Raw genomic sequence first — 25417 nt, 5'->3', positions numbered from 1 at the left:
GTACACGGGCAAGCGCGCCGGCGGGAATGCGGTCTGTCATGCCGGGGCCCGCGATACCGCGGCGGCGTGACCTCGATCAGGACATCAGCAGGCCCACCACGATCGCCCTGAGCTCATCGGCCGTCAGCGCGCGGCCGTCGACCTCGAATGTCACCAGATCGGACACGAGGTCCTCGCCGGGCCGGCCACACCGATCGGCGACCAGGACGTCGACGTAGCCGCCGAGCGCGTCAGCCGTTCGTGTGTCGCATACGTCCAACCTCTGTGCGACCGACAGCCAGTCACGGGCAGGCACACCGAGCGCAACGAGAAGCCCGTGCAGCCGTTCACCCAGAACCATGACCGCGGGATCGTCTTCCAAGGGTTCGGGCAGGCGCACGGCAAGCATGTCCGACACCGTGTCCACTCCAACCACCGTGTCCACTCCAACGTTCATGTCGCTACCCGCCATTCGACCACGTTATCGCTCTCGGACCTTCCGCCCCTTCCCCCTGATGGCGGCTCACCTCGCGGAAAGCGTTCCGCAGCAACGGGTTTGCCGAGCCCAGCGATCTCCAGTCGGCAGAACCGCGTGTCCAACGACACATTGGGGCGCATCAGCGACGGCTGTCACAGCGCCACACTCACCTCGCCAACATCTTCACAGCGTATTGACAGCCCATACCCGCCTATTCGCGGAATACCTTGGGTTTCAGCAACGTAGCAATTCGTAGGCGCAACGTTGCGCCCATTTTCCCACTAATTATTTTCGAGGAGGCATCATGTCGACTCGCGAGGATCGCCTCGAGCGCCGCATCGCCAGTTTGTATTCCACCGATCGTCAATTCGCACAAGCCGCACCCGACGCCACAATCGTCGCCGCCATCGACGCACCGGATATGACTCTCCCGTCCATCGTGGATACCGTGTTCGACGGATATGCCGGTCGACCTGCCCTCGGACAGCGCGAGATTCGGTTCGTCACCGATCCAGCCACCGGACGTACATCCGCAGAACTGCTGCCCTCTTTTCAGACGCTGAGCTACGCCGAGGTGTCGCAACGCGCACACGCTCTGGCAGCGGCCCTCGCCGACGTGCGCCCCGGCGAACGTGTCGCGCTGCTGGGCTTCACAAGCGTCGACTACGCCACCGTCGACATCGGTTTGGTCCTGCGCGGCGCCGTGTCCGTGCCGCTGCAGACCGCGGCTTCGGTCACGGCCTTGCGGCCCATCATCGCCGAGACCGAGCCGGTCGTGATCGCCTCGTCCATCGACTACCTCGACGACGCCCTCGACCTCGCCATGGCAGCGCCGACGGTGATCCGCATCGTCGTCTTCGACTACATGCCTGAGGTCGACGACCACCGCGACGCGCTAACGGCAGCGCGCGGGCGCCTCGACCAAACCGGCAGCGCGATCACCGTGGAAACGCTGTCCGAAGTGATCGAACGCGGCTGGGCATCAACGCCGGTGCAGCCTCAACCATCCCCCGGCGCGGACACCCTGGCGCTGCTGATCTACACCTCGGGCAGCACCGGGGCCCCCAAGGGCGCGATGTACACACAGCAGATGGTTTCCAACGCGTGGCGGCCGTCGGGGCGTGCACGCTGGGGTGACCGCGGTGCAGACCCGTCGATCACGCTGAACTTCATGCCGATGAGCCACGTCATGGGTCGCATGCAGCTCTACGGCACGCTCGGATCGGGTGGCACAGCGTACTTCGCTGCCAGAAGCGATCTTTCGACTTTCCTGGAGGATCTGGCACTGGTGCGACCCACGCAGCTGTCGTTCGTGCCGCGAATCTGGGACACCGTCTACGCAGAGGTCGCAAAGGAGGTCGACAGCCGCAGCGCGCCCGAGGCCGAGATCTACGCCGAGCTACGCCAGAGCCTGCTCGGCGGCCGCTATTTGACCGCACTGTCCGGTTCGGCGCCTTTGTCGGCGGAGATGAAGCGGTTCGTGGAGGATCTGCTGGATCTGCACCTGACCGACGGCTACGGCTCGACCGAGGCGGGCGCAGTCTTTGTCGACGGACAGGTGCAGCGCCCGCCGGTCACCGACTACAAGTTGGTCGACGTCCCCGACCTCGGTTACTTCCGCACCGATCGGCCCCATCCGCGCGGTGAGCTTCTGGTCAAGTCGGAGAGCCTTTTCCCGGGTTACTACAAACGGCCCGAGGTGACGGCCGAGATGTTCGACGAGGACGGCTATTACCGCACCGGCGACATCGTCGCCGAGACCGGACCGGATCAGCTGGTCTATCTCGACCGGCGCAACAACGTCCTGAAGCTCTCGCAAGGCGAGTTCGTCACCGTCTCCAAACTGGAAGCAGTCTTCGGCGACAGTCCCTGGATCCACCAGATATACGTATACGGCAACAGCTCCCGCCCCTACCTGCTCGCCGTGGTCGTGCCGACCGAGGCGGCGCTTGCCCACGACGACGTGAAGGCACTCATCAGTGCATCCCTGCAGGACGTGGCAAAGACGGCGGGCTTGCAGTCTTACGAGATCCCGCGCGACTTTCTCGTGGAGACCACGCCGTTCACGCTGGAGAACGGACTGCTGACCGGCATCCGCAAGCTGGCGCGACCCAAGCTCAAGGAGCGCTACGCCGACCGGCTCGAAACGCTGTACTCCGAGCTTGCCGAAGGGCAAGCCGAAGAGCTTCGCGCGCTACGCCTCGCCGGGGCGGACCGTCCGGCACTGGAAACGGTGAGCCGCGCCGCGGGCGCCCTCCTCGGCACCGCGGCGGGCGACCTGCAACCTGACGCGCACTTCACCGACCTCGGTGGAGACTCGCTGTCCGCGTTGACATTTGCCAATCTCCTTCACGACATCTTCGGCATCGAAGTTCCCGTCGGGGTCATCGTGAGCCCCGCGACCGACCTTCGCACCCTCGCCGACTACATCGAAGCGGAACGTGAAAACCGGTCGACGAGGCCTACATTCGCATCGGTGCACGGTGCCGGTGCCACCGAGGTGCATGCCCGCGACCTGACACTCGACAAGTTCATCGACGCCACGACCCTCACGGAGGCAGTGGGATTACCCGGTCCACGACGCGAAGTGCGCACCGTTCTGCTCACCGGGGCCACCGGATTCCTCGGGCGCTATCTGGCACTGGAATGGCTGGAGCGGCTGTCCATCGTCGGCGGCACGTTGATCTGCCTGGTCCGTGCGAAAGACGATGCCGCCGCACGTGATCGGCTCGACCGCACGTTCGACAGTGGTGATCCTCGGCTGTTGGAGCATTACCGGCAGCTGGCCGATGGCCACCTTCAGGTCATCGCGGGCGACAAGGGCGAGCCAGACCTCGGACTCGACCCGCAGACGTGGCAGCGGCTCGCCGACACCGTCGACCTGATCGTCGATCCCGCGGCTCTGGTCAACCACGTGCTGCCCTACAGCCAGCTGTTCGGGCCCAATGCACTCGGCACCGCGGAGCTGATAAAGCTGGCGCTGACAACGCACCTCAAGCCGTTCGTGTATGTGTCCACCATCGGCGTCGGTGCCGGAATTGAACCCGGACAGTTCACCGAAGGCGCCGATATCAGGCAGATCAGCGCCACCCGCGCCGTCGACGACAGCTACGCCAACGGCTACGGCAACAGCAAGTGGGCGGGCGAGGTGCTCTTGCGGGAAGCACACGATCTGTGCGCGCTCCCCGTGGCGGTGTTCCGGTGCGACATGATCCTTGCTGATACCACCTACGCGGGTCAGCTGAACGTGCCCGACATGTTCACCCGGCTGATCCTGAGTTTGGTCGCCACCGGTGTAGCGCCGAATTCGTTCTATCAGCTCGACGAGACCGGCAACCGGCAGCGGGCTCACTACGACGGTCTCCCAGTGGAATTCATAGCCGAGGCCATCTCCACTCTCGGTGCCGCCGTCCGCAATGATTCGGTCACGGGCTTCGAGACCTACCACGTCATGAACCCCTACGACGACGGTATCGGTCTCGACGAGTTCGTCGACTGGATCATCGACGCCGGCTATCCGGTGCAGCGGGTGGGCGACTATGCGACATGGTTGCAGCGGTTCACGTCGGCGATCAACGGATTGCCGGATAGGCAGCGGCAGGCCTCACTGCTGCCTCTGCTGCACAACTATCAGAGTCCGGAGCTTCCCATCCGCGGCTCTATGGCGCCGACCGACCACTTCCGCGCGACCGTTCAGGACGCGAAGATCGGTCCCGACAAGGACATTCCGCACATCAGCCGTGCGGTGATCGTCAAGTACGTGACCGATCTGGAGCTACTCGGTCTGCTCTAGATGGGCAGCTTGTCCCGGATGCGCCGGCGGCGACGCCCGAACAGGGTGGGCCGCCGGCGCTCTACGGGAGCCGTCACCGCATCGGACTGATCCCACGAGGTCGGCCCATCGGTCGGGACGGGATCGACAGTGGTCTGTGCCTCGCGGTACGCGATGTCGCGCGCGGAGCGCACCGAAAGTCGGCCCACCGCCAGCGCGCCGAGGAACACGATGAGCGCTCCGAGACCGGAGAAATAGGACAGCTCGAGCCACACCCGCTGCGCGTCGCTGGTAGCCACCGGCTGGCCCGGATCACCGAGTCCGAGCGGACCCGCCACGGCGCGCCCGACGACGAACCAGGCGCCGGCGGCCACGGCCAGCCAGCTACCGAGCATGGCCGTCGCGCGGTTTCTCGACACAAACATCAACAGACCGCCGATGACGGCGACCAGCCCCGGCAGCACCTGCAGCCAGCCGCGGCCCATTGTCCACACCCACGGACGGTCGGGGCTGAACGCGAAATCGAAGAGCGGGCCGATGAACGGCGCGAGTGCGCCCCACATGCCCAACAGCACGACGAGCAGCCCGCTGACGGCGCCTCGGCTGCGCGGGATCTGCATGGAGCCCCGGTGCGCCCGGGTCGGTGTGTCAACCATGATTCCTCCTCAACAGGATGCACAGCGAGTACCCAGGCACTCCGTGGGGTAACCGGCTCACCACGGCCGCGCTAAAGCACCAGCCCGATAACCACCAGCACGATCGCGATGAGCGGCAGCACGCCCTGGCTGACAGCGGCGCGAGCCTTGTCGCGCGCAGCGGCCAGCAGGACCACCGCAGCCGCGAGCATCGACCCGACGCCGGCGAACACCAACGCGACTCCGACGGCCACGGCGCCGGTGAATGCGGCGATGACGCCGATGATCGTGACGATGCCGAGAAACAGGTTGTAGAAACCCTGGTTGAAGGCGAGCAGCTTCGTCGCCTGTGCTTCATCCTCCGTCATCCCGAACACGGCCCTAGTCCGTGGCGAGGTCCAGGTGACGGACTCCATCACAAAGATGTACCCGTGCAACAGGGCCGCAAGCACCGCAACGATCAAACCGGCCGTCAGCATGGGTTCCTCCTGTCGTATCAGTCGAACAAGCCGACCTGGCCGAGCCCACCTGCCCCGGCCGGCGGTGTCATTCCCAGATGCGTCCACGCCTGCGCGGTGGCGACGCGGCCGCGCGGCGTGCGCGCAATCATCCCGGCCCGCACGAGGAACGGCTCACAGACCTCCTCGACCGTCGTGGCCTCCTCACCGACAGCTACCGCCAGGGTCGACACACCGACCGGTCCGCCGCCGAAGCTGCGCGTCAGCGCTGACAGCACCGCGCGGTCCAACCGGTCGAGCCCGAGCTCGTCGACGTCGTAGACCTCCAGCGCGTACTTGGCGATGTCGCGCGTGATGACGCCGTCGGCGCGCACCTCCGCGTAGTCGCGTACGCGGCGCAACAACCGGTTGGCGATACGCGGGGTACCGCGGGACCGGCGCGCGATCTCCGCGCCGGCCTCGGCGCCGAGCTCGATGCCGAGAATGCCGGCCGAGCGGGCGAGTACCCGCTCCAGCTCGACGGGTTCGTAGAAGTCCATGTGGCCGGTGAAGCCGAAGCGGTCGCGCAGAGGTCCGGTCAACGCACCGGAGCGGGTAGTGGCCCCGACGAGGGTGAACGGCGCGACCTCCAGCGGAATCGACGTCGCCCCAGGGCCTTTGCCGACGACCACGTCGACCCGGAAGTCCTCCATCGCCAGGTACAGCATCTCCTCGGCGGGCCGGGCGATGCGGTGGATCTCGTCGATGAAAAGCACGTCGTGTTCGACCAGGTTCGACAGCATCGCCGCCAGATCGCCCGCCCGCTCGAGCGCGGGCCCGGAGGTGACACGCAGCGAGGTTCCCAGTTCGGCGGCGATGATCATCGCCAGCGACGTCTTGCCCAGCCCGGGCGGCCCCGACAGCAGGATGTGGTCAGGGGTGCCACCGCGGTTCTTCGCGCCCTCGAGCACGAGCTGCAACTGTTCGCGTACGCGAGGCTGCCCGATGAACTCCCCCAGCGACCGCGGGCGCAGGCTCGCGTCGATGTCGCCCTCGCCGACCGTCAACGCCGGCGACATCTCGCGCTCGTCGGCGTCATCTGCCGCGTCTTCTGAAAACCTGCCCACGCGCTACTTCTTCCCCAGCATCGACAGCGCCGCACGCAACGCACTCGATGTCGTCGCCTCCGGGTCGTTGGCAAGCACCTTGTCGGTCGCCTCCTCGGCCTGTTTGACCGCGAAGCCCAGTCCTACGAGCGCCTCCACAACGGGCCCCCGGATGCCGTGGCCACCCGCCGAAGCCATGCCCGAAGAGCTCGGCGTCCCGACCTTGTCACGCAAGGTCAGGACGAGCAGTTCCGCAGTCTTCTTGCCCACCTTAGGGATTCGGGTCAGTGCGGTGACGTCACCGTCGCCGATCGCCTGACGCAGCGCGGGGCCGTCGTACATCGCCAGCGCACCGAGGGCGATACTCGGGCCGATCCCGGACACCCCCAGCAGGATCAGAAAGAGGTCGCGGGCGTCGGAGTCGGCGAATCCATACAGGGTTTGCGAATCCTCGCGCACGATCATCGCGGTGATCAACCGGGCCTCGGTTCCCCGGCGCAGCGTCGCCAGCGTCGACGGCGTCGCCATCACCTTGTAGCCGACGCCCGCCGCCTCGATCACGACGTGGTCGAGTGCGATATCGAGCACCTCACCGCGCACCGACGCGATCATCGTGTGCTCTTCGACATCGGGCCCGCCTTTGCTCCCGCCGCGGCCTTCAGCGTCGCCTTGTACTTGCGGCGCTGTTCGGCCGCCATCTCCTCGGCAGCGGCCATCCGCGAGATCATCGGCGCGCGCCAGCAATGGCAGATCGCAAGCGCCAGTGCGTCAGCCGCGTCGGCCGGCGTCGGTTTCTGTTGCAGCGCAAGAATTCTCGTTACCATTTCGGTCACCTGAGCCTTGTCGGCGCGACCGTTTCCGGTGACTGCAGCCTTGACCTCACTGGGTGTGTGGAAGTGCACGTCGATGTCGCGACGGGCGGCAGCCAGCGCGATCACCCCGCCGGCCTGCGCGGTGCCCATGGCGGTGTTGGCGTTCTGGTTGGAGAAGACCCGCTCGATCGCGATCACGTCGGGCCGGTGGGTGTCGAGCCAGTGTTCGACGGCATCGCTGATCGCGAGGAGTCGATGCGCCAGCGGATGATCGGAGGGGGTGCGCACGACGTCGACATCGAGCGCGATCACCTGACGGCCGCGCCCACTCTCAATGACCGACAGCCCACACCGGGTCAGACCCGGGTCGACTCCCATCACCCGCACGCCAGCTCCTCCTCGAAGAGAACATTTGTTCGAGAGCTTAGCCGTCCGGGGCGACGCCGTCCGGCAGGGACACGCGTCAGATGGCGTAATGCCCGGAGCGCCAACCCTGGGACAACTGGAGCATCAGCTCGGCCATGCGGCCGCCGGAGCGACGCCAGCCTCGTACGAGCTCTCGCTCGACCTCGTGATTGTTGCGCTGGACAACGATCACCCACCGCCCGCCCAGAAATTTGGTCAGCAGCCAGAACGGCCACAGCAGCACGAACGGCAGCAGCAGGACGAGACCGATCACCCAGCCGAAGAAGTCGAAGTTGTCGAGCAGCGTCTCCAGCGACGGGAACGGCCACAGCTTGCGGTGCACCGACCACTGCACGCCCGAGGGATCCGTGAGGACTGGCATGCGCGAAGCATAGGGCCCGACAACCGGCTTGACCGGGCAATGACACCGCAGGGACGCGACGAACAGAGCAGGTCAGGTCGATATCGAATGCGCTGCGCCGCTGACATGCCGCGGGGTCAGCTCGATGCCGCGGTACTGGGGTGCCATCGTCCGGCCCGCAGCCAGGAGCGGCTCGGCGTCGCGCATCGCCCTGGCGAGCAGAAACGCCCCCTCCAGCGCCCCGACGATCGCCAGAGTCACCTGCCTGCCCAATGTTTCGTCGAGCCCGCGGGACGCGAAGTACACCGTGCCGCCGTCGATCCACGCCTTGAAGATGTCGCGGGTGGCGGTGCGCAATTCCTCGACGGTGTCCGAGATCTCCCCGGCCACGCTGGCGACCGGGCACATGTTGGCGAAGCCGGTTTGGGCCATGTCCTCGGCAGCCTGGGTGAACACCCCCTCCACGGCCGCCCCGAGGTCGTCGTAGCCGTCCACGATGGTGGGGATCAGGAGTCCGTAGGCAAGGCCGGCGTTCGTCAGCGCCTGACGCGCGATCTCGACCTTGCCGCCCGGGAAGTGGTGGTACAGGGATCCGATCGGCGCCCCCGACACCTCGGCGATGTCCTTCATCGCCACGCCGGCGTAACCCCTGTGCCGCATCAGCTCCGCAGCTGCGGTCAGGATCGACTCCTTGGTGGACCTTGCCATCCGCACCTCCTCGTGTCAGGCTAGAGCATACGTTCTAGAATGATCGTTCTAGTGGAGGAATTATGCGTACGGTGCAGGTCACGGCGGGGGTTCTCGAATATCGCGAGGAGGGCGACCCCGAGGGGCCACCGGTCGTCCTACTCCACGGCCTGCTCATGAACGACTCCCAATGGGACCTGACCCTCCCCCATCTCCCACAGGGTTTCCGCTACCTGCTTCCTGTGCTACCCATGGGCGGGCACCACCTCGCGATGCGCGAGGACGCCGACCTGACGCTGCCCGGCATGATCGGCATCGTCGCCGACTTTCTCGACGCGCTGGAGTTGACCGACGTCACGCTCGTAGTCACCGATTGGGGCGGCCCGCTGTTCCTGACCGACATGAATCGCGACCAGCGGGTCTCGCGGCTTGTGATCTGTCCGTCGGAGGCCTTCGACAATTTTCCGCCGGGGTTCCCCGGGAAGGTCGCGTGGCTGGCCAGCCGGACCACCGGCACCGTGTGGCTGGCGATGCGCCAGCTCAAGATCGGCTGGCTGCGCAGACAGCGGTTGATGTTCGGCATGATGGCGAAAAGGCCTGTGCCACAAACGATTTTCGACAGTTGGGTGGAAACGGCTCTGACCGACAAGGCGGTGCGGCGCGATCTGGTCAAGTACTGTCGCACCAAGTTCCGCGACGACGAGCTCATCAAGTCCACCGAACACCTGGCGGCTTTCGACCGGCCGGCGCTGGTTCTGTGGACCGACAACCCGGTGATGCCCGCCGATCATGGGCGGCGACTGGCCGAGTTGTTGCCACAGGGCCGCCTCAAGACGATCGACGATGCCTACGTGCTGGTCATGCTCGATCAGCCGGTGCAGACGGCGCAGGCGATCGGGCAGTTCCTCGCCGTCACTGCTGCTCGGTGAGGGCCAAGGTGTGCGCCAGCGTGCCTGCCTGCGCCTGCTGCGCCAACTCACGCACGCGCTCACCCGACTTGCCCCAACCACGCACGTGCTCACGACTGACCTGGGTGCCGTCGCGCTCTACCAGAATGGTCCAGGACGCGCCGAGCCATTTCGACGCCAGCCAGAACGGCCACATCACCATGAACGGCAACACGACCAGGAAGATGAGCGCATCGAGGGTGGCAAAGCCGGTCTCCCACGGCACGGTCTTCCACCACCACCGACGAACTCGCCACTGCACCCCGTCGGGATCAGTCACCTTCTCCATGCGGCCGGCCACTTCCCTGATCGTCATCCACGACGAACAGGATTATGCACTCTGCAGGACGGATCAGTCGGCGGATCAGTCCTCGTCGAGCTGCGCGGCGACGTCGTCCGGGATGTCGACATTGGTGTACACGTCCTGCACGTCGTCGCTGTCCTCCAGCGCGTCGACGAGCTTGAGCACCTTGCGGGCCCCCTCGAGGTCGACGGCGACCGACACCGACGGCTGGAAGCTGGCTTCCGCTGATTCGTAGTCGATGCCGGCGTCCTGCAGCGCGGTCCGCACGGCGACGAGATCGGTGGGCTCGGAGATGATTTCGAAGCTCTCGCCGAGATCGTTGACATCCTCGGCGCCGGCGTCGAGGACCGCGGCCAGTACATCGTCCTCGGTCAGGCCGTTCTTCTCCAGCGTCACCACACCCTTGCGGGAGAACAGATAGGACACCGATCCCGGGTCGGCCATGCTGCCGCCGTTGCGAGTCATCGCAACGCGCACCTCGCCCGCGGCGCGGTTGCGGTTGTCGGTCAGGCACTCGACGAGGATGGCGACGCCGTTGGGCCCGTAACCCTCGTATGTGATGGTCTGCCAGTCGGCGCCGCCGGCTTCCTCGCCCGCGCCGCGCTTCCGCGCGCGCTCGATGTTGTCGTTGGGCACCGAGTTCTTCTTGGCCTTCTGGATCGCGTCGTACAGCGTCGGGTTACCGCCCGGGTCACCGCCGCCGGTCCGCGCCGCCACCTCGATGTTCTTGATCAGCTTGGCGAAGTTCTTGCCGCGACGCGCGTCGATCACGGCCTTCTTGTGTTTTGTGGTGGCCCACTTGGAATGGCCGCTCATGCAGGTACTACCTCTTCTGGCTCTTCTTGCTCTTCTTGCTCTTCTTGCTCTTCTGGCTGATAAGTGTGGCTCGAAGTCAAAGTCCAGTTGGCCAGTCTACGTGGCCGTCACCCCAGGTCCTCGTCGATGTAGCGCTGCAGATTCGGGGCTACGGCCGCGATGAGCGCCTCCTCGCTCATGGTCGCGACGGGCTCAATGCCCCAGACGTAGCGCATCATCGCCAATCCCATGATCTGCGACGAGATCAGCCCACTGCGCACCAAGCGCTCTCGCTCGCTCGACCCGAGCTGCGAGACGCCTATGAGGCTTCGCTCGACGATGAGGCGCAGCTTCTCGCGCGTAGCGGCTTCGTGCGCGGCGGTCTGCAGGATCGCCCGCAGCACCGGACCGATCTCGTCATCCGCCCATGCGCTGAGCATCAGCCGGATCAGCGCCTCACCCAGCTGCGGGACCGGCGTCGTCCAGGTCTCAGCGACGCTCTCCAACCACCGCGGGGGCGGCGTTGTGGCCGCGTCCAGAAGGGCTTCCTTGGACCCGAAGTAGTGGTAGACGAGCGCGGGGTCGACGTCGGCGGCGCGGGCCACCGACCGCATCGTCGTGCCTGCGTAGCCGGTATCTGCGAATGCCCTGCGCGCTGCGACCAGAATCCGCGCGGACAGCACGCCGCGCTCGTCGCGCGGACCGGGGGTGGCCTTCGGCACGGATCCGATCCTAGCGCGAGTTTCACATTGCGTTGAAACTAGTTTCAACGTAGCGTGAGACTATGCCCATCCGCGAACGCCGGCTCAACGGTCCTCAGGACACCGGCCGCGAATACCGCAACCTCAGCCAGCCGCAGTACGGCATCGCGCACCTGACCAATCAGCGCGTCCCGATGCGCGACGGTGTCGACCTCCTCGCCGACATCCATCACCCGACGTCGACGGGGAGGTATCCGGCACTGATCGCCGCCTCGCCGTACCCGCGCCAGATGCAGGACCTCGGCGCTCCTGCCGGATTCATCGAAGCGGGCGCCACCGACTTCTGGGTATCGCGCGGCTATGTGCACGTCATCGCCAACATTCGGGGCACAGGCGGATCTGGCGGCACGTTCGGGTTCTTCAACGCTCAGGAGCGGCGCGACATGTACGACCTCGTGGAATGGGTCGCGGCGCAGCCGTGGTGCGACGGCAACGTCGGCATGATCGGCATCAGCTATTTCGCGATGACTCAACTGGAGGCCGCCGTCGAGAAGCCTCCCCACCTCAAGGCGATTTTTCCCGTCGCGGTGACCGCCGACCTCTTCGACGCAGCCTCCCACCACGGGCTGGCGAGCTCGTCGTTCATCACACCGTTCCTGTCGATGATGGGCTTGACGTCCGATCGCAGCGACGCGTTCTGGCGACGCAACCCGGTGATCGCACTGGCACGCAGGGTGCTGAACACGCCGAAACTGCACGAGAGATTCGCGACGATGAACGGTGAGGCGGCGGTCACGATGATGCGCGGCCTTCTCAGACTGCCCCACGACCCACACCCCTGGGATGACCTCTGGCTCGAGACGATGGTCAGGCATCCGCTGCGCGATGAGTGGTGGGAAGAGCGCAATGTGCTGCCGCTGCTCAAGAACGTCGACATCCCCGTCTACCTCGGGTGCGACTGGGAGAATGTGCCCTTACACCTGCCCTCGACCTTCACGGCGTGGAATGCGTTGCAGCACAACCCGAATGTACGAATGGCGATGCTGGGCAGGTTCGGCCTGACCTGGCCCTGGGAGAGTCTGCACACCGAGGCTCTGGCGTGGTACGACCACTGGCTCAGAGGTGCCGACACCGGCATCATGGACGGCCCGGCCGTCCGCTACGTCCTTCCGGGAACCGAGGGTTGGCGCACGAGCCCGACCTGGCCACCCGCCGCCACGAATCGACTTTTTGCGTTGCGCGGCGACGGCAGCTTGAACGAGGACGAGGGAGAACCCGGCCACCGCGAGTACCTGTCACTCGGCACCGGACTCAACCGCGCCAAGGCCAGCCCGACCGACCCTCCGTCGTCGCTGATGTGGACATCGGCTCCGCTGCCAGCCGACCTCGACGTCGTCGGCGCCATCGAGTTGCGCCTGGAGGCCTCGGCCACCGCCGCCGACACCGCTTGGATCGCCACGCTTCAGGACCTCGCCCCGGACAATGAGGTGACCGACGTGACAGCGGGGTGGGTGCGGGCCAGCCTGCGCACGGTCGATGACGCCGGGAGCCATGACGGCACCCCCGTCCTACCGTGCGACGAAGCGGTGGCCGTGGCCGTCGGTGAGAAGCTGACGTATCGAATTCCCTTGGTGCCGAACGCTCGTCGCTTCCACGCGGGCCATCGTGTGCGGCTGGTGCTCTGCAGCGACGATCAGGATCCGAGCACACCGGCGATGATGAACTTTCGTCACGCCAGCGTGGGAACCAGCACCGTCAACACGGTGTTCTCGGGGTCACGCCTGCTGCTTCCGGCGCTGAACCCGTAGCCGCTCGGCACTGTTAGCTGAGCCACACAGTCTGGCCACGTAACTTACTCGGGAGTAAGGTACTGAACCATGACATTCTCGCTGGAGTTGTCCTCAGACCTGCTGGACGTGCAGAAGTGGGTCCACGAATTTGCTGCCGATGTCGTCCGCCCCGCGGCTGCGGAGTGGGACGAGCGCGAGGCCACCCCGTGGCCGATCATTCAGGAGGCCGCCAAGGTCGGTCTCTACTCGATGGAGTTCTTCGCCGAGCAGGCCGCGGAGCCGAGCGGTCTCGGCATGATCGTTGCGTTCGAGGAGATGTTCTGGGGGGACGCGGGCATCGCGCTCGCCATCCTCGGCACCGGCCTGGCGGCCGCCTCGGTCGCCGCGAACGGAACTCCCGAGCAGGTCGGCGAATGGTTGCCCCAGATGTTCGGCACCGTCGACGACCCCAAGGTCGCCGCGTTCTGCTCCTCAGAGCCGAACGCGGGCTCCGACGTCGGCGCGATCCTGACGAGGGCCCGCTACGACGAGGCCACCGACGAATGGGTGCTCAATGGGACCAAGACGTGGGCGACCAACGGCGGCATCGCCAACGTCCACATCGTCGTCGCCTCGGTGCACCCCGAGCTCGGCACCCGCGGGCAGGCGTCCTTCATCATCCCGCCCGGAACGGAGGGTCTCAGCCAGGGCCAGAAGTTCCTCAAGCACGGCATCCGCGCCTCGCACACCGCCGAAGTCGTGCTCGACGAGGTCCGCATTCCCGGCCGGCTGATCGTCGGAGGCAAGGAGAAGTTCGACGCGAGGATCGCCAAGGTCCGCGAAGGTAAAAAGGCCGCGGGCCAAGCCGCGATGGCGACGTTCGAGCGGACCCGACCGACCGTCGGCGCGATGGCCGTCGGCGTGGCGCGCGCGGCCTACGAGTACGCCCGCGACTACGCCACCGAGCGCGAGCAGTTCGGCCGCAAGATCGGCGAATTCCAGGCGGTCGCATTCAAATTGGCCGACATGAAGGCACGCATCGACGCTGCGCGTCTGCTCGTCTACCGGGCCGGCTGGATGGCCCGCAACGGCAAGGCGTTCGAGTCGGCGGAGGGTTCGATGGCCAAGCTGGTCGCCAGCGAGACGGCCGTCTACGTCACCGACGAGGCCATCCAGATCCTCGGCGGCAATGGCTACACGCGCGAATACCCCGTCGAGCGGATGCACCGCGACGCCAAGATCTTCACCATCTTCGAGGGCACGAGCGAGATTCAGCGCCTGGTGATGGCCCGCGCGATCACGGGCCTCCCCCTGCGCTGAGCACGCCGAGATCGCTAGCGGAGCGACTCCACGAACAGGCGGTGCACGCGCCGGTCGCCCGTCACCTCGGGATGGAAGGCCGTCGCCAGCATCCGGCCCTGCCGCACCGCGACGGGATGTCCGGCCGCGCGCGCCAGCACCTCGACGTCGGCACCGACCCGCTCGACCCACGGCGCGCGGATGAACACCGCATGGATGGAGCCGTCGAGCCCGTTGAAGTCGATGTCATCTTCGAAAGAATCGACCTGACGACCGAAAGCATTGCGGCGCACCGTCATATCGATGCCACCGAGTGGAAGCGCTTCTCGACCCGGCACCCCGGCGTCGGCAATCTCGCTGGCCAGCAGAATCATTCCGGCGCACGATCCGTAGGCCGGCATGCCATCGGCGAGCCTCGCCCGCAACGGCTCCAGCAGGTCGAGTTCGCGCAACAGGTGGCTCATCGTCGTGGATTCGCCGCCCGGAATCACCAGCGCGTCGACACGCTCCAGCTCAACGAGGCGGCGGACGGTGACGGCTTCGGCGCCCGCTTCGCGCAGCGCCGCAAGGTGCTCACGGGTGTCGCCCTGCAGTGCGAGAACCCCGACAGTCGGCGCGCTCACCCGCGTTGCGGCGTGAACTCGCGCGCATAGCGGGTCAGCCCTTCCTGCATGACCGCCGCGACCATCTCGCCGTAACGGTTGAAGATCTTGCCCTGCGTCAGCGAGCGACCTCCGCAGGCCGACGGCGAGGACTGGTCGTAAAGCTGCCATTCGTCGGCGCGGAATGGACGCATGAACCACATCGCATGGTCGAGCGAGGCCACCTGCAGGTGCTTGCGCTCCTCCGGGTAGTTGACCTGCGCCGAACCGAGCAGCGTCAGATCGCTCATGTAGGCGAGCGCGCAGATGTGCAGCACCGGGTCGTCGGGCAGCGGGTCGCGGTGCCGGAACCAGACCTGCTGCTGAGAAGCCTTGCCCGGCAACTTGTTCAACAGATCACGGGGCACGATGCGAACATCCCACTCGTCGAACTGCCGGAAGCTGGCGTCGTCGAAGACCTTGCTCGCGGACTTGAAATCGGGGATGCCGTCGGGCGGCGCCACCACCGGCATCGTGTCCTGGTGCTCGATGCCGCTCTGGTCGGTCTGAAAGGACGCCGACATCGAGAAGATCGTCTCGCCGTGCTGGATCGCGTTGACGCGCCGCGTGACGAAGGAACCGCCGTCGCGCAGCCGCTCGACCAGATACACCGACGGTGCGCGCGCATCCCCGGGCCTCAGAAAGTACCCGTGCAGCGAATGCACCTGGAACTTGGGATCGACGGTGCGCACCGCGGACACCAGGGACTGGCCGGCGACATGACCGCCGAACGTGCGCTGCAGGAAGCCTGATTCAGGGCTGAACACACCACCGCGATAGATGTTGACCTCGAGCTGTTCCAGGTCGAGGATCTCTTCAATCGCCATTACTTCGGTTCTTCGCGCAAGCGGCTCATCACAGCGTCAAGGCTTACCAGCCGCGTTCTGCGAGGCGATGCGGGACCGGGATGTCATCGACGTTGATGCCGACCATCGCTTCCCCGAGTCCGCGCGACACCTTGGCCAGCACGTCGGGATCGTCGTAGAAGGTGGTCGCCTTGACGATCGCCGCGGCCCGTTCGGCCGGGTTTCCGGACTTGAAGATGCCTGAGCCGACGAACACCCCTTCGGCACCGAGCTGCATCATCATCGCCGCGTCGGCCGGGGTGGCGATGCCGCCGGCGGTGAACAGGGTGACGGGCAGTTTCCCGGCCCGCGCCACCTCGACGACGAGATCGTAGGGAGCCTGCAATTCCTTGGCCGCTACGTACAATTCGTCCTCCGACAGCGACGTCAACCGACGGATCTCGCCACCGATCTTGCGCATGTGGGTGGTGGCGTTGGAGACGTCACCGGTGCCGGCCTCACCCTTGGAGCGGATCATCGCCGCACCCTCGGTGATGCGCCGCAGCGCCTCGCCGAGATTGGTCGCCCCGCACACGAACGGCACGGTGAACTTCCACTTGTCGATGTGGTTGGCGTAGTCGGCGGGTGTCAGCACTTCGGACTCGTCGACGTAGTCGACCCCGAGGCTCTGCAGAATCTGCGCCTCCACGAAGTGGCCGATCCGGGCCTTGGCCATCACCGGGATGGTGACGGCGTCGATGATGCCCTCGATCATGTCGGGGTCGCTCATCCGTGAGACGCCGCCCTGGGCGCGGATGTCGGCGGGCACCCGCTCGAGCGCCATCACCGCGACGGCGCCGGCGCCTTCTGCGATACGTGCCTGTTCGGGGGTGACGACGTCCATGATGACGCCGCCCTTGAGCATCTCGGCCATGCCGCGCTTCACCCGTGCGGTACCGCGAGCAGGAGCCCCGGGCGTTTCGGATTCCACTGCTTACTCCTTAAATCGCTACTGAATCAGTCTAAAGGCGGCCGCAAATCGATTCGATCCGCAGATCACCGGATGGATTGCAGCGACCCCGCCTGCAGCGCACCCGGCGCGTCGGCCAGCGCATTCGCCTCGTCGAGAAGCTCGCCCAACTGCAGCGGGTACACGGTCTCACCGCCCGCGACCAGCTTTTCGATCATTGTCGCATCGCACCACCTGTGGTCGTGAATGTAGGTGCGCTCCAGGCCGGACCTACCCGCTTCGGAGGGTTCGAACCGCCGGGTGCGGTGCACGAAGTACATCTCCTCGCTGCGGATCACCGCGCCGTTGAAGTCGATGATCGCGTCGCGGCGCCACACCGGCCCCACCATCGCCTCGGGTGCGACGACGAGGCCGGTCTCCTCCTGGAGTTCTCGTGCGGCGGCCTGGGACAGCGATTCGCCGACCTGGGCTGCGCCGCCGATCGTGAACCACCACCGGGGCGGGGGCGCCTCGCCGCCGGCACCGGCCGGATCCGATCCGCACAGCAGCAGGACCGCGCCGTCCTCGTCGAGCAACACGATTCGCGCCGAGATGCGTCTGCGCGTGGGTGCGGGCTCGCGCGCCGACTCCTCTCCCCCTTCGGCGATCTCGAAATAGCTTGGCAGTGCCGCAGTTCCGCCGAGGCGCAGGAAGCGCACCAGCGGGCGCTCCCGTAGCGCGAGAGTGTCACGGACGGCGTCGTTGTGGAAGCGGCGCGCCAGCAGCACCCGCGCTTCGGCGTCGGCGAGTTCCGCGACGAGCGCGACTGCGAGCGACGACGGGTTGACACGGGCGAGCGCGGCCGAAAGTTCGTTCTCCGCCGCCTCGCGCGACTGGCGGGGGGCCCGCTCGGCGGCATCAGCCAACGCAGCGAGTCGCTTGCCCTCCGGTCCCCCGCCGTATGCCTCGACTGCCACCGCTCGTGCGACGACGGCCCGCCGCGCCAGGGCCCCGTCGAGGGCCTGCCACGACAGGTCGTATCGGACGTGTAGCCGGTCCAGGCGGTTGGCGGTCTGGTAGGCCCAGGCGAGAATCAGGAGCAGGGCGGCCACCACGAGGGCGATGACGATCGCCGTCACCCACGGGATCACGATTCGACCTGCACCTTCACACCCGCGCCCGCGACTGTCTCGTACACCCGCATGATCTGGGCCGCCACCACCGACCAGTCGTAGCGGTGCACCGCCTCCGCGGCGCACGCGATGTAGCGCGCCCTGGCGGCGTCGTCGGCCAGCACCTCGATCAGCCCCTGCGACAGCGAATCGGGATCGTCGACGGCCACCAGCCTCCCTGCGTCCCCGTCGTCGAGGACGCGTCTGAAGGCGTCCAGGTCGCTGGCCACCACGGCCGTGCCCGCGGCCATGGCCTCGACCAGGACGATGCCGAAGCTCTCGCCGCCGGTGTTGGGTGCGCAATACACATCGGCGCTGCGCATCGCCGAGGCCTTCTCCGCGTCGGCGACCTGCCCCAGGAAGCGCAGATGGCCGGCGTTCGGGCCCGCCGCAGCGCGTAGCTCGTCCTCGTCGCCGCGACCGACGACGAGGATCTCGATGTCGGGGAAGCGCCCGACAACGGCGGGCAGCGCGCCGAGCAGCACGCTCATGCCCTTGCGCGGTTCGTCGAACCGGCCCAGGAACAGCACCGACCCGCCGGGTCGGGGGTAGCCGGGAAGCAGCGGCGCCGAGGCGAAGCTGTCGACGTCCACGCCGTTGGGGATCTGGACGGCATCGCTTCCGAGCGCCTCCATCTGCCAGCGGCGTGCGAGGTCGGAGACGGCGATGCGCCCGACGATTTTCTCGTGCATCGGCCGCAGGATCGGCTCGAATACCGACAGCGTCAACGACTTCGTCGTCGAGGTGTGAAACGTGGCGACGATCGGACCCTGGGCGATGTTCAGGGCCAGCATCGACAGGCTGGGCGCGTTCGGCTCGTGCAGGTGCAGCACGTCGAACTGGCCCTGCTGCAACCACCGTTTGACCTTGCGGTGAGTGGCGGGCCCGAATCGCAACCGCGCCACCGATCCGTTGTAGGGAATCGGTATCGCCTTACCCCCGGAGACCACGAAATCGGGCAGCGAACCCTCGGCCTCCGGTGAGGCGGGTGCTAGCACGCTGACCTCATGCCCCCGGTCGCGCATCACCGTGGCCAACTGCAACACGTGCGACTGCACGCCGCCGGGCACGTCGAACGAGTACGGGCAGACCATCCCGATACGCATCAGGTCACCCGCCCGCCAGCCGGGCCCTGCGTTCGTCGGACAGATCTGCCAGCCACTGCGGCTGCATCATGTGCCAATCCTGCGGATACGCGGCGATGTTCGTGGCGAACTGATCGGCCAGCGCCTGCGTGATCGTGGTGACGTCGCCGGAGGACGTGTCGATCTGTGGGCAGATCTTTGTCCCCCAGCCCTCGCCTTCGAACCAGCAGTGCGCCGGGAAGAGTGCCGCGCCGGTCTCTATCGCGAGTCTGGCCGGCCCGGCGGGCAGGCGCGTCGCCTCCCCGAAGAAGTCGACCTCGACACCGCGGCGGCTGAGATCCCTGTCCGCCATCAGGCAGACGATGCCGTTGTCGCGGAGCCAGTCGCGCACCACGTCGTAGGCTGGGCGCTCGCCGCCCGACGCGGGTACCACATGAAAGCCCAGGCTTTCCCGGTAGGCGAGGAATCTCAGATACAACGACTCGGGTTTGAGCCGTTCTGCCACCGTCGCGAAGGTGCCGTAGTTCTGCGCCAGCCACACCCCGGCCATGTCCCAGTTCCCGCTGTGCGGAAGCGCGAGCACCGCACCATTGCCCGCGTCCAGGGACTCGAACACCTTCTCGATGTCATCGACCCACAGCTCACGGCCCAGTTCGGCGTGGTCCATCGAAGGCAGTCGGAAAGCTTCACGCCAATACCTGGCATAGGAGGCCAGCGACGCCCGCATCAGTGAATCGGGGACACGTTCGGGGGTGGTACCGGTGACCCGGGCGAGGTTCTTGCGGAGCTGATCGGGTCCCCCGTTGCGCGACGCCCACCATGCGCCCACATCGAAAGTGTTGCGCGCCAGGAATTCCGGCGAGGCACGGACCAGTCGCCACCCCGCCGCATAGCCCCAGTCACTGAGCTGGCTACCGACCGTCGACGGCATCGTGAGCAGACGAGTGGCCTTCAGGCCCGACCCGCCCGATTGCTGTGTCATTGCTCGGTGGACTCCGGCTTGTCGCCGGCGTCGGCCGCCTGGAGCGGGTCCATCGCCGCCCCGGAGGTACGCACACTGTGCAGCCGCTGTCCGATCGTCACCACACTCGTGACAGCGAGCACCCACATCGCGACGTCCAGCAGCACGTCGGGGATGAACGGCAGACCCGACAGGCCTGCCCCGACGAGCACGATGACCAGTCGCTCCGGCCGCTCGATCAGTCCGCCGTCGCCGGAGAGGCCGCTGGCCTCGGCACGCGCTTTGATATACGAAATGACCTGAGAGGACACCAGACAGATCATCGTGGCGACCACGAGCTCGGCACTCTGTAGACCGAACGCCGCCCACCAGAGCAGTCCGCAGAAGATTGCGCCGTCGCTGATCCGGTCGCACGTCGCGTCGAGCACCGCCCCGAATCTGGTGCCACCGCCGCGTTCCCGGGCCATCGCGCCGTCCAGCATGTCAGCGAGCACGAAGACGAAGACGGTGAAGGCGCCCCACCACAGCTGCCCGATCGGGAAGAGAGTCAGCGCGCCGAGCACCGAACCCGCGGTGCCGAGGATCGTCACGCTGTCGGGGGTGAGTCCCACCTTGAGCGCCCCTTTGGCGACCGGCCCCGAAAGTTTCGCGTAGGCCGCGCGCGTCATCAGATAGAAGTCGCTCACTTCTGGTTGTCCCACTCGGCGGCCAGGAGCTTGCGGGTGTCGCGAAGCAGTTGGGGTATCACCTTGGAGTCCCCGATGACGGTGATGAAGTTGGCGTCCCCACCCCAGCGTGGCACCACGTGCATGTGTAGATGCTCCGAGAGCGACCCGCCCGCCGACGTGCCGAGGTTGAGCCCGACGTTGAAGCCGTGCGGACGCGATACCGCCTTCATCACGCGAATCGCCTTCTGCGTGAACGCCATCAGTTCGGCGCTCTCGGCGTCGGTGAGGTTCTCCAGCTCCGCCACCCGTCGGTAGGGCACCACCATCAGGTGGCCGGGGTTGTACGGGTAGAGGTTGAGCACCGCATAGACGAGTTCTCCGCGCGCGACCACGAGCCCGTCCTCGTCGGACATATTCGGGATGTCGGTGAACGGTTCCGCCGAGGACGCCGAGCCCACCTTCACTGCGTCGGCGATATAGGTCATCCGGTGCGGCGTCCAGAGCCGCTGGAGGTGGTCCGGATCGCCGACCCCGCGATCTACGATCGTTTCCTCGGGATCCACGGTCACCCCTCGCTTGCTCGCGCGCCGGGTTCGATATCAACGAGTTCCGCAGTGGGAGTAGCGTTTTCGCGCCGCCTCACCCAGTCGACGATCGTCTCGATCGCCTGCTCGCGCGGTACCCCGTTGATCTGGGTGCGGTCACCGAACCGGAAGCTCACCGCGCCTGCCTCCACGTCGCGGTCCCCCGCGAGGAGCATGAACGGCACCTTCTGGTTGGTGTGGTTGACGATCTTCTTCGCCATCCGGTCGTCGCTGGCGTCGATCTCGACGCGGATGCCGCGGTTGCGGAGGTCGGCCGCGACGTCGTCGAGGTATGCCGTATGCCCCTCGGCCACAGGGATTCCGACCACCTGAATCGGCGCCAGCCACGCCGGGAACGCGCCGGCGTAATGCTCGGTCAAGATGCCGAAGAACCGCTCGATCGACCCGAACAGCGCGCGGTGGATCAATACCGGCCGCTTCCGGCTGCCGTCGGCCGCGGTGTATTCGAGCTCGAACCGGTCGGGCATGTTGAAGTCGAGCTGGATCGTCGACATCTGCCAGCTGCGGCCCAGGGCGTCGCGTACCTGCACCGAGATCTTCGGGCCGTAGAACGCCGCACCGCCTGGGTCGGGTACCAGCTCAAGGCCGGAAGCCTCACCCACTTCCCGGAGGGTCTCGGTGGCCTCCTCCCAGATGTCGTCGGAGCCGACGAACTTGTCCGGGTCCTTGGTGGAGAGCTCAAGGTAGTAGTCGTCGAGACCGTAGTCGGCCAGCAGCTCGAGGACGAACTGCAGGATGCGCGTCAGCTCCTCGCGCATCTCCTCGCGGGTGGTGTAGATGTGCGCATCGTCCTGGGTCATCCCGCGCACGCGAGTCAGACCGTGTACCACCCCGGACTTCTCGTAGCGGTACACGCTGCCGAACTCGAAGAGCCGCAATGGAAGTTCGCGATACGACCGCCCGCGGGAACGATAGATCAGATGGTGCATCGGGCAGTTCATCGGCTTGAGGTAGTAGTCCTGCCCCGGCTTGCGGACGGTGCCGTCCTCGTTGTACTCCGCGTCGATGTGCATCGGCGGGAACATGCCGTCGGCGTACCACTCCAGATGCCCCGAGGTGATGTAGAGCTGTTCTTTGGTGATGTGCGGGGTGTTGACGAACTCGTAGCCGGCCTCGATGTGTTTACGTCGCGAGTACTCCTCCAGCTCCCGGCGCACCACTCCACCCTTGGGATGAAAAACCGGCAGGCCCGAACCCAATTCATCCGGGAAGCTGAAGAGGTCGAGTTCGACGCCGAGCTTGCGGTGGTCGCGCCGCTGCGCTTCCTCCAGCAGCTCCAGGTGGTGGTCGAGTGCATCCTGGGACTCCCACGCGGTCCCGTAGATGCGCTGCAGACTCGCGTTGCTCTGATCGCCGCGCCAGTACGCAGCCGAGCTGCGGGTCAGCTTGAAGGCCGGTATGTACCGGGTGGTCGGAATGTGCGGACCGCGGCAAAGATCGCCCCAAACCCGTTCGCGGGTGCGGGGATTGAGGTTGTCGTAGGCGGTGAGCTCGTCGCCGCCGACTTCCATGACCTCCGGATCGTCGGCGCCGGACTTGTCGTCGATGAGCTCCAGTTTGTAGGGCTCGCCCGCCAGTTCTTCCCGCGCCTGGTCCTTGGACTCGAAGACGCGGCGGGAGAACAGCTGTCCGTCCTTGACGATCTGCCGCATCTTCTTCTCGAGGGCCGCGAGATCCTCGGGGGTGAACGGCTCGGCGACGTCGAAGTCGTAGTAGAAGCCGTCGATGATGGGCGGCCCGATACCCAGCTTTGCTTCGGGGAACAGCTCCTGCACCGCCTGGGCCAGCACGTGCGCGGCCGAGTGTCGGATCACGCTTCGTCCGTCGTCGGTGTTGGCCGCCACCGGCTCCACGTCGGCGTCGGCGTCCGGAACCCACGAGAGGTCGCGCAGCCGTCCGTCGGCGTCGCGCACGACGACGACGGCATCGACCTCGCCGCGGGCGGGCAACCCGGCGTCGCGTACCGCCTGCCCGGCGGTCGTCCCGGCAGCGACCCGGATAGGGGCTGCTGGGGCGGGGCGGGCGGGGGCGCTCATGCGGGGCTCTCCAAACTTTCGGGCGATGGGTACAAGGTCGGAACGACCGCGACCATGCTATCGGGGCCCGAAGTCAGGCCCCGATACCAATGGGGCTATCCATCCACTTGTGCTCGATGCCGAGCACCTCCCCCGCGAAGCCGACGACGCCGAAGAGCCACAACGTGCCGATGACGATCGCGGCGGTGAATGCGGCACCGAGGATCTGGACCCACAGACCCTGCTGCTTGAACCATTCCATGGCGGCGTCGTAGCGCTTGCGCACGTACTTCAGCAGCCGCTGCGCCCATTCGAATTCCGTGGCCAGGATGGCCAGGCCGACGAAGACGATCGCCCAGCCCGGACCGGGGTACGGGATGGCGAGGATGCCGACACCGAGAACAGCGAGGCCGACGACACCGACGCCAGTGCGGTACGCCAGGTCGGCTGCCGGGCGCTCCCGCAGCCGGTCACGCCAGCGCGCCCATTTGCGCTTGATGCCAGGATTCTCGGTCTCGCTCACGGCTGACCTGGTTTCAGCTTGACGAACAGCGAGCGCGCCTCGGCGAGCACGTCCTCGCCGTCGAGGAGACGCCCCGAGACGAAGATCTTGCGGTCGACGATGTCGTCGATACGGGCCTCGACCTGCAGATCCTTCTCGACGAGCGCGATCTTGCGGTAGTCGACGTGCAGGAATGCGGTGCGCTGGGCCTTGCTTCTGCTGAGTTTGAAAGCCGTGAAACCCAGCACCGAGTCGAAGAGGTGGGCCACCGCACCGCCGTGCGCCGCACCGTTACGGCCGAGGTGAAATCGGCGGAATCGGGCCGTACCGGCGATGCGGCCGTCCTCGGTGAGTCCCAGGTCGACGGGGATCGCCAGGATGTTGCCGCGGTTGGGCAGATCTATCCGACGGCCCGAGGGTGACGACCATTCGTCGGCGTCGTACGGCGCCAGCAACGCCGACACCTTCTCGATGAGATCGGCGGCCTCGGCGATCACCGCGTCCGGGGCGTCGGCGGCCCGGGCATGATCCTGCAGTTCGCGGACCGCGGCGACGAAGCGGCCGTAGTCGGGACCGCCGTGGTTGGTGGGTTCGGGCGGGTTGAATCCCCCACCCACATGCGCCTCGGCCGCGTCATTGGTGCTCACCAGCTCACCGTAGGGGGTACCTCAGCCCTGAGCAGCACCGGCTTTGCTCAGCGTCTCGAACTCCGCGTCGGTGAGTTCGATGCGCGCCGCGGCGACGTTCTCCTCCAGGTGGGCGACCTTCGACGTCCCGGGGATCGGAAGCATCACCGGCGATCGCTTGAGCAGCCATGCCAGCGCCAGTTGCGATGGGCTCGCGCCGTGATCGGCGGCGATGCGCTGCAGCGGACCGTCGGATGCCGCGAGCGGACCTGCGGCCAGCGGAAACCACGGAATGAATGCGATGCCCTCCGATTCGCAGACGTCGAGGACGGGTTCTGCGGCGCGCATCGTCAGGTTGTACATGTTCTGCACCGACGCGATCGGCGCGACGGCCCGCGCGGCGGCGAGCTGCTCGGCCGTAACCTCCGACAACCCGATGTGCCGGATCTTGCCTTCCTGCTGGAGTTTCAGCAGCTCGCCAACCTGGTCTTCGGCCGGGAACTTCGAGTCGATGCGGTGCAGCTGGAACAACTCGATCGTGTCGACACCGAGTCTGCGCAAACTCATCTCACATTCCTGGCGCAGATAGGCGGGGAACCCGAGCGGCGTCCAGTCGTCGGGTCCGGTGCGCAAAAGGCCCGCCTTGGTCGCGACGACGACCCCGTCGTAGGGGTGCAGGGCGTCGCGGATCAGGTCCTCGGACACGTATGGCCCGTAGGAGTCTGCGGTGTCGATGAAGTCGACACCGAGCTCGACCGCGCGTCGCAGCACGCGCAGGCACTCATCGCGGTCGGCGGGCGGTCCCCAGACACCCTTGCCGGTGAGGCGCATCGCGCCGAAGCCCAGACGGTTGACGGTGAGGTCGCCGCCGAGGGCGAATGTCGGAGAGGTCACGCCGTCGACGGTACGCGGCTGGTGTCA

28 protein-coding genes are annotated in these 25417 nt (G+C 66.6%); 5 read left to right on the top strand and 23 right to left on the bottom strand.

All coding sequences use genetic code 11. From position 1 onward, the window contains the following. Positions 1-76: 76 nt before the first annotated feature. Positions 77-451 carry a hypothetical protein gene (locus AWC12_RS23330; RefSeq protein ID WP_234814123.1) on the bottom strand — a complete coding sequence of 125 codons (375 nt, stop codon included), beginning with the start codon at positions 449-451 and terminating at the stop codon, positions 77-79. A 310-nt stretch (positions 452-761) separates the two neighbouring features. Between AWC12_RS23330 and car the strand changes: the two genes are divergently transcribed. Next, entirely contained in the window at positions 762-4250 is a 3489-nt protein-coding gene (gene car, locus AWC12_RS23325) for a carboxylic acid reductase (protein WP_085177181.1), read from the top strand. Here car and AWC12_RS23320 read toward each other — a convergent pair. The 7 genes from AWC12_RS23320 to AWC12_RS23290 form a co-directional block, all read right to left on the bottom strand. After that, positions 4247-4885 (bottom strand): hypothetical protein, encoded by a 639-nt coding sequence (locus tag AWC12_RS23320; RefSeq protein WP_085177180.1) that lies wholly within the window; start codon positions 4883-4885, stop codon positions 4247-4249. The genes car and AWC12_RS23320 overlap by 4 nt on opposite strands. A 71-nt stretch (positions 4886-4956) precedes the next feature. Further along, positions 4957-5343 carry a DUF1304 domain-containing protein gene (locus AWC12_RS23315; protein ID WP_085177179.1) on the bottom strand — a complete coding sequence of 129 codons (387 nt, stop codon included), beginning with the start codon at positions 5341-5343 and terminating at the stop codon, positions 4957-4959. Positions 5344-5360: 17 nt separating this feature from the next. Then, positions 5361-6380, bottom strand: coding sequence for a Holliday junction branch migration DNA helicase RuvB (ruvB, locus tag AWC12_RS23310; RefSeq protein ID WP_420087734.1), 1020 nt, complete (start codon positions 6378-6380; stop codon positions 5361-5363). Positions 6381-6431: 51 nt separating this feature from the next. Beyond that, positions 6432-7019 carry a Holliday junction branch migration protein RuvA gene (gene ruvA / locus AWC12_RS23305; RefSeq protein WP_085177175.1) on the bottom strand — a complete coding sequence of 196 codons (588 nt, stop codon included), beginning with the start codon at positions 7017-7019 and terminating at the stop codon, positions 6432-6434. Then, positions 7016-7606: a crossover junction endodeoxyribonuclease RuvC gene (ruvC, locus tag AWC12_RS23300; protein ID WP_024447386.1), complete on the bottom strand. Its 591-nt coding sequence runs from the start codon at positions 7604-7606 to the stop codon at positions 7016-7018. Before ruvC ends, ruvA begins: the two co-directional genes overlap by 4 nt. A gap of 76 nt (positions 7607-7682) precedes the next feature. Continuing rightward, entirely contained in the window at positions 7683-8006 is a 324-nt protein-coding gene (locus tag AWC12_RS23295; RefSeq protein ID WP_024447387.1) for a hypothetical protein, read from the bottom strand. Between the two features lie 72 nt (positions 8007-8078). Further along, on the bottom strand, positions 8079-8693 hold the full coding sequence (locus AWC12_RS23290; protein WP_085177173.1) for a TetR/AcrR family transcriptional regulator: 615 nt from the start codon (positions 8691-8693) through the stop codon (positions 8079-8081). A 62-nt stretch (positions 8694-8755) separates the two neighbouring features. Here AWC12_RS23290 and AWC12_RS23285 point away from each other — a divergent pair, with 62 nt between their 5' ends. Continuing rightward, complete coding sequence (locus AWC12_RS23285; protein WP_085177171.1) at positions 8756-9601, top strand: alpha/beta fold hydrolase; 846 nt, start codon at positions 8756-8758, stop codon at positions 9599-9601. Here the strand turns inward: AWC12_RS23285 and AWC12_RS23280 are convergent. Continuing rightward, positions 9585-9935 carry a hypothetical protein gene (locus AWC12_RS23280; RefSeq protein ID WP_234814122.1) on the bottom strand — a complete coding sequence of 117 codons (351 nt, stop codon included), beginning with the start codon at positions 9933-9935 and terminating at the stop codon, positions 9585-9587. The genes AWC12_RS23285 and AWC12_RS23280 overlap by 17 nt on opposite strands. 48 nt (positions 9936-9983) lie before the next feature. Further along, the gene (locus AWC12_RS23275) at positions 9984-10739 is read right to left on the bottom strand and encodes a YebC/PmpR family DNA-binding transcriptional regulator (RefSeq protein ID WP_024447391.1); all 756 of its coding nucleotides are present in this window, start codon (positions 10737-10739) and stop codon (positions 9984-9986) included. On the opposite strand from AWC12_RS23275, the gene AWC12_RS32060 reads away from it, so the two are divergent. After that, the gene (locus AWC12_RS32060; RefSeq protein WP_110808732.1) at positions 10728-10799 is read left to right on the top strand and encodes a hypothetical protein; all 72 of its coding nucleotides are present in this window, start codon (positions 10728-10730) and stop codon (positions 10797-10799) included. The two genes, AWC12_RS23275 and AWC12_RS32060, sit on opposite strands and share 12 nt — an antisense overlap. A gap of 47 nt (positions 10800-10846) precedes the next feature. Here AWC12_RS32060 and AWC12_RS23270 read toward each other — a convergent pair whose 3' ends face one another. Beyond that, complete coding sequence (locus AWC12_RS23270; RefSeq protein WP_085177169.1) at positions 10847-11440, bottom strand: TetR/AcrR family transcriptional regulator; 594 nt, start codon at positions 11438-11440, stop codon at positions 10847-10849. Positions 11441-11502: 62 nt separating this feature from the next. Here AWC12_RS23270 and AWC12_RS23265 point away from each other — a divergent pair, with 62 nt between their 5' ends. Together AWC12_RS23265 and AWC12_RS23260 are read left to right on the top strand one after the other, a co-directional pair. Beyond that, positions 11503-13227, top strand: a complete 1725-nt coding sequence (locus AWC12_RS23265; protein ID WP_085177168.1) for a CocE/NonD family hydrolase — start codon at positions 11503-11505, stop codon at positions 13225-13227. 69 nt (positions 13228-13296) lie between these two features. Further along, positions 13297-14508 carry an acyl-CoA dehydrogenase family protein gene (locus AWC12_RS23260; RefSeq protein ID WP_085177166.1) on the top strand — a complete coding sequence of 404 codons (1212 nt, stop codon included), beginning with the start codon at positions 13297-13299 and terminating at the stop codon, positions 14506-14508. Between the two features lie 14 nt (positions 14509-14522). Here the strand turns inward: AWC12_RS23260 and pdxT are convergent, their stop codons facing one another. From pdxT to AWC12_RS23200, 12 genes are all read right to left on the bottom strand, one after another. Further along, a complete protein-coding gene (gene pdxT, locus AWC12_RS23255) occupies positions 14523-15110 on the bottom strand; it encodes a pyridoxal 5'-phosphate synthase glutaminase subunit PdxT (RefSeq protein WP_024447395.1) in 588 nt (195 codons plus the stop codon). Beyond that, on the bottom strand, positions 15107-15955 hold the full coding sequence (gene tesB / locus AWC12_RS31725) for an acyl-CoA thioesterase II (RefSeq protein WP_024447396.1): 849 nt from the start codon (positions 15953-15955) through the stop codon (positions 15107-15109). Before tesB ends, pdxT begins: the two co-directional genes overlap by 4 nt. A gap of 43 nt (positions 15956-15998) precedes the next feature. Further along, entirely contained in the window at positions 15999-16904 is a 906-nt protein-coding gene (gene pdxS / locus AWC12_RS23245) for a pyridoxal 5'-phosphate synthase lyase subunit PdxS (RefSeq protein WP_024447397.1), read from the bottom strand. Positions 16905-16969: 65 nt separating this feature from the next. Beyond that, positions 16970-18013: an NUDIX hydrolase gene (locus AWC12_RS23240; protein WP_024447398.1), complete on the bottom strand. Its 1044-nt coding sequence runs from the start codon at positions 18011-18013 to the stop codon at positions 16970-16972. Beyond that, complete coding sequence (locus AWC12_RS23235; protein ID WP_085177164.1) at positions 18010-19140, bottom strand: glycosyltransferase family 4 protein; 1131 nt, start codon at positions 19138-19140, stop codon at positions 18010-18012. Before AWC12_RS23235 ends, AWC12_RS23240 begins: the two co-directional genes overlap by 4 nt. A gap of 4 nt (positions 19141-19144) precedes the next feature. Beyond that, on the bottom strand, positions 19145-20050 hold the full coding sequence (locus tag AWC12_RS23230; protein WP_110808731.1) for a phosphatidylinositol mannoside acyltransferase: 906 nt from the start codon (positions 20048-20050) through the stop codon (positions 19145-19147). A gap of 47 nt (positions 20051-20097) precedes the next feature. Beyond that, a complete protein-coding gene (gene pgsA / locus AWC12_RS23225) occupies positions 20098-20766 on the bottom strand; it encodes a phosphatidylinositol phosphate synthase (protein ID WP_024447401.1) in 669 nt (222 codons plus the stop codon). Next, a complete protein-coding gene (locus tag AWC12_RS23220; protein ID WP_024447402.1) occupies positions 20763-21311 on the bottom strand; it encodes an ATP adenylyltransferase in 549 nt (182 codons plus the stop codon). The genes pgsA and AWC12_RS23220 overlap by 4 nt, the downstream gene beginning before the upstream one ends. Positions 21312-21313: 2 nt before the next feature. Next, entirely contained in the window at positions 21314-23389 is a 2076-nt protein-coding gene (gene thrS / locus AWC12_RS23215) for a threonine--tRNA ligase (protein ID WP_085177161.1), read from the bottom strand. A gap of 73 nt (positions 23390-23462) precedes the next feature. Then, positions 23463-23891 (bottom strand): TIGR02611 family protein, encoded by a 429-nt coding sequence (locus tag AWC12_RS23210; RefSeq protein WP_085177159.1) that lies wholly within the window; start codon positions 23889-23891, stop codon positions 23463-23465. After that, positions 23888-24517, bottom strand: a complete 630-nt coding sequence (locus AWC12_RS23205) for a PaaI family thioesterase (RefSeq protein WP_085177157.1) — start codon at positions 24515-24517, stop codon at positions 23888-23890. The genes AWC12_RS23210 and AWC12_RS23205 overlap by 4 nt, the downstream gene beginning before the upstream one ends. A gap of 21 nt (positions 24518-24538) precedes the next feature. Further along, a complete protein-coding gene (locus AWC12_RS23200; protein ID WP_036465294.1) occupies positions 24539-25390 on the bottom strand; it encodes an aldo/keto reductase in 852 nt (283 codons plus the stop codon). Between the last annotated feature and the right edge of the window lie 27 nt (positions 25391-25417).

This window comes from Mycolicibacterium iranicum (genome assembly GCF_002101705.1).
Lineage (GTDB): Bacteria > Actinomycetota > Actinomycetes > Mycobacteriales > Mycobacteriaceae > Mycobacterium > Mycobacterium iranicum.
This window is presented reverse-complemented; position numbering and strand designations above follow the sequence as displayed.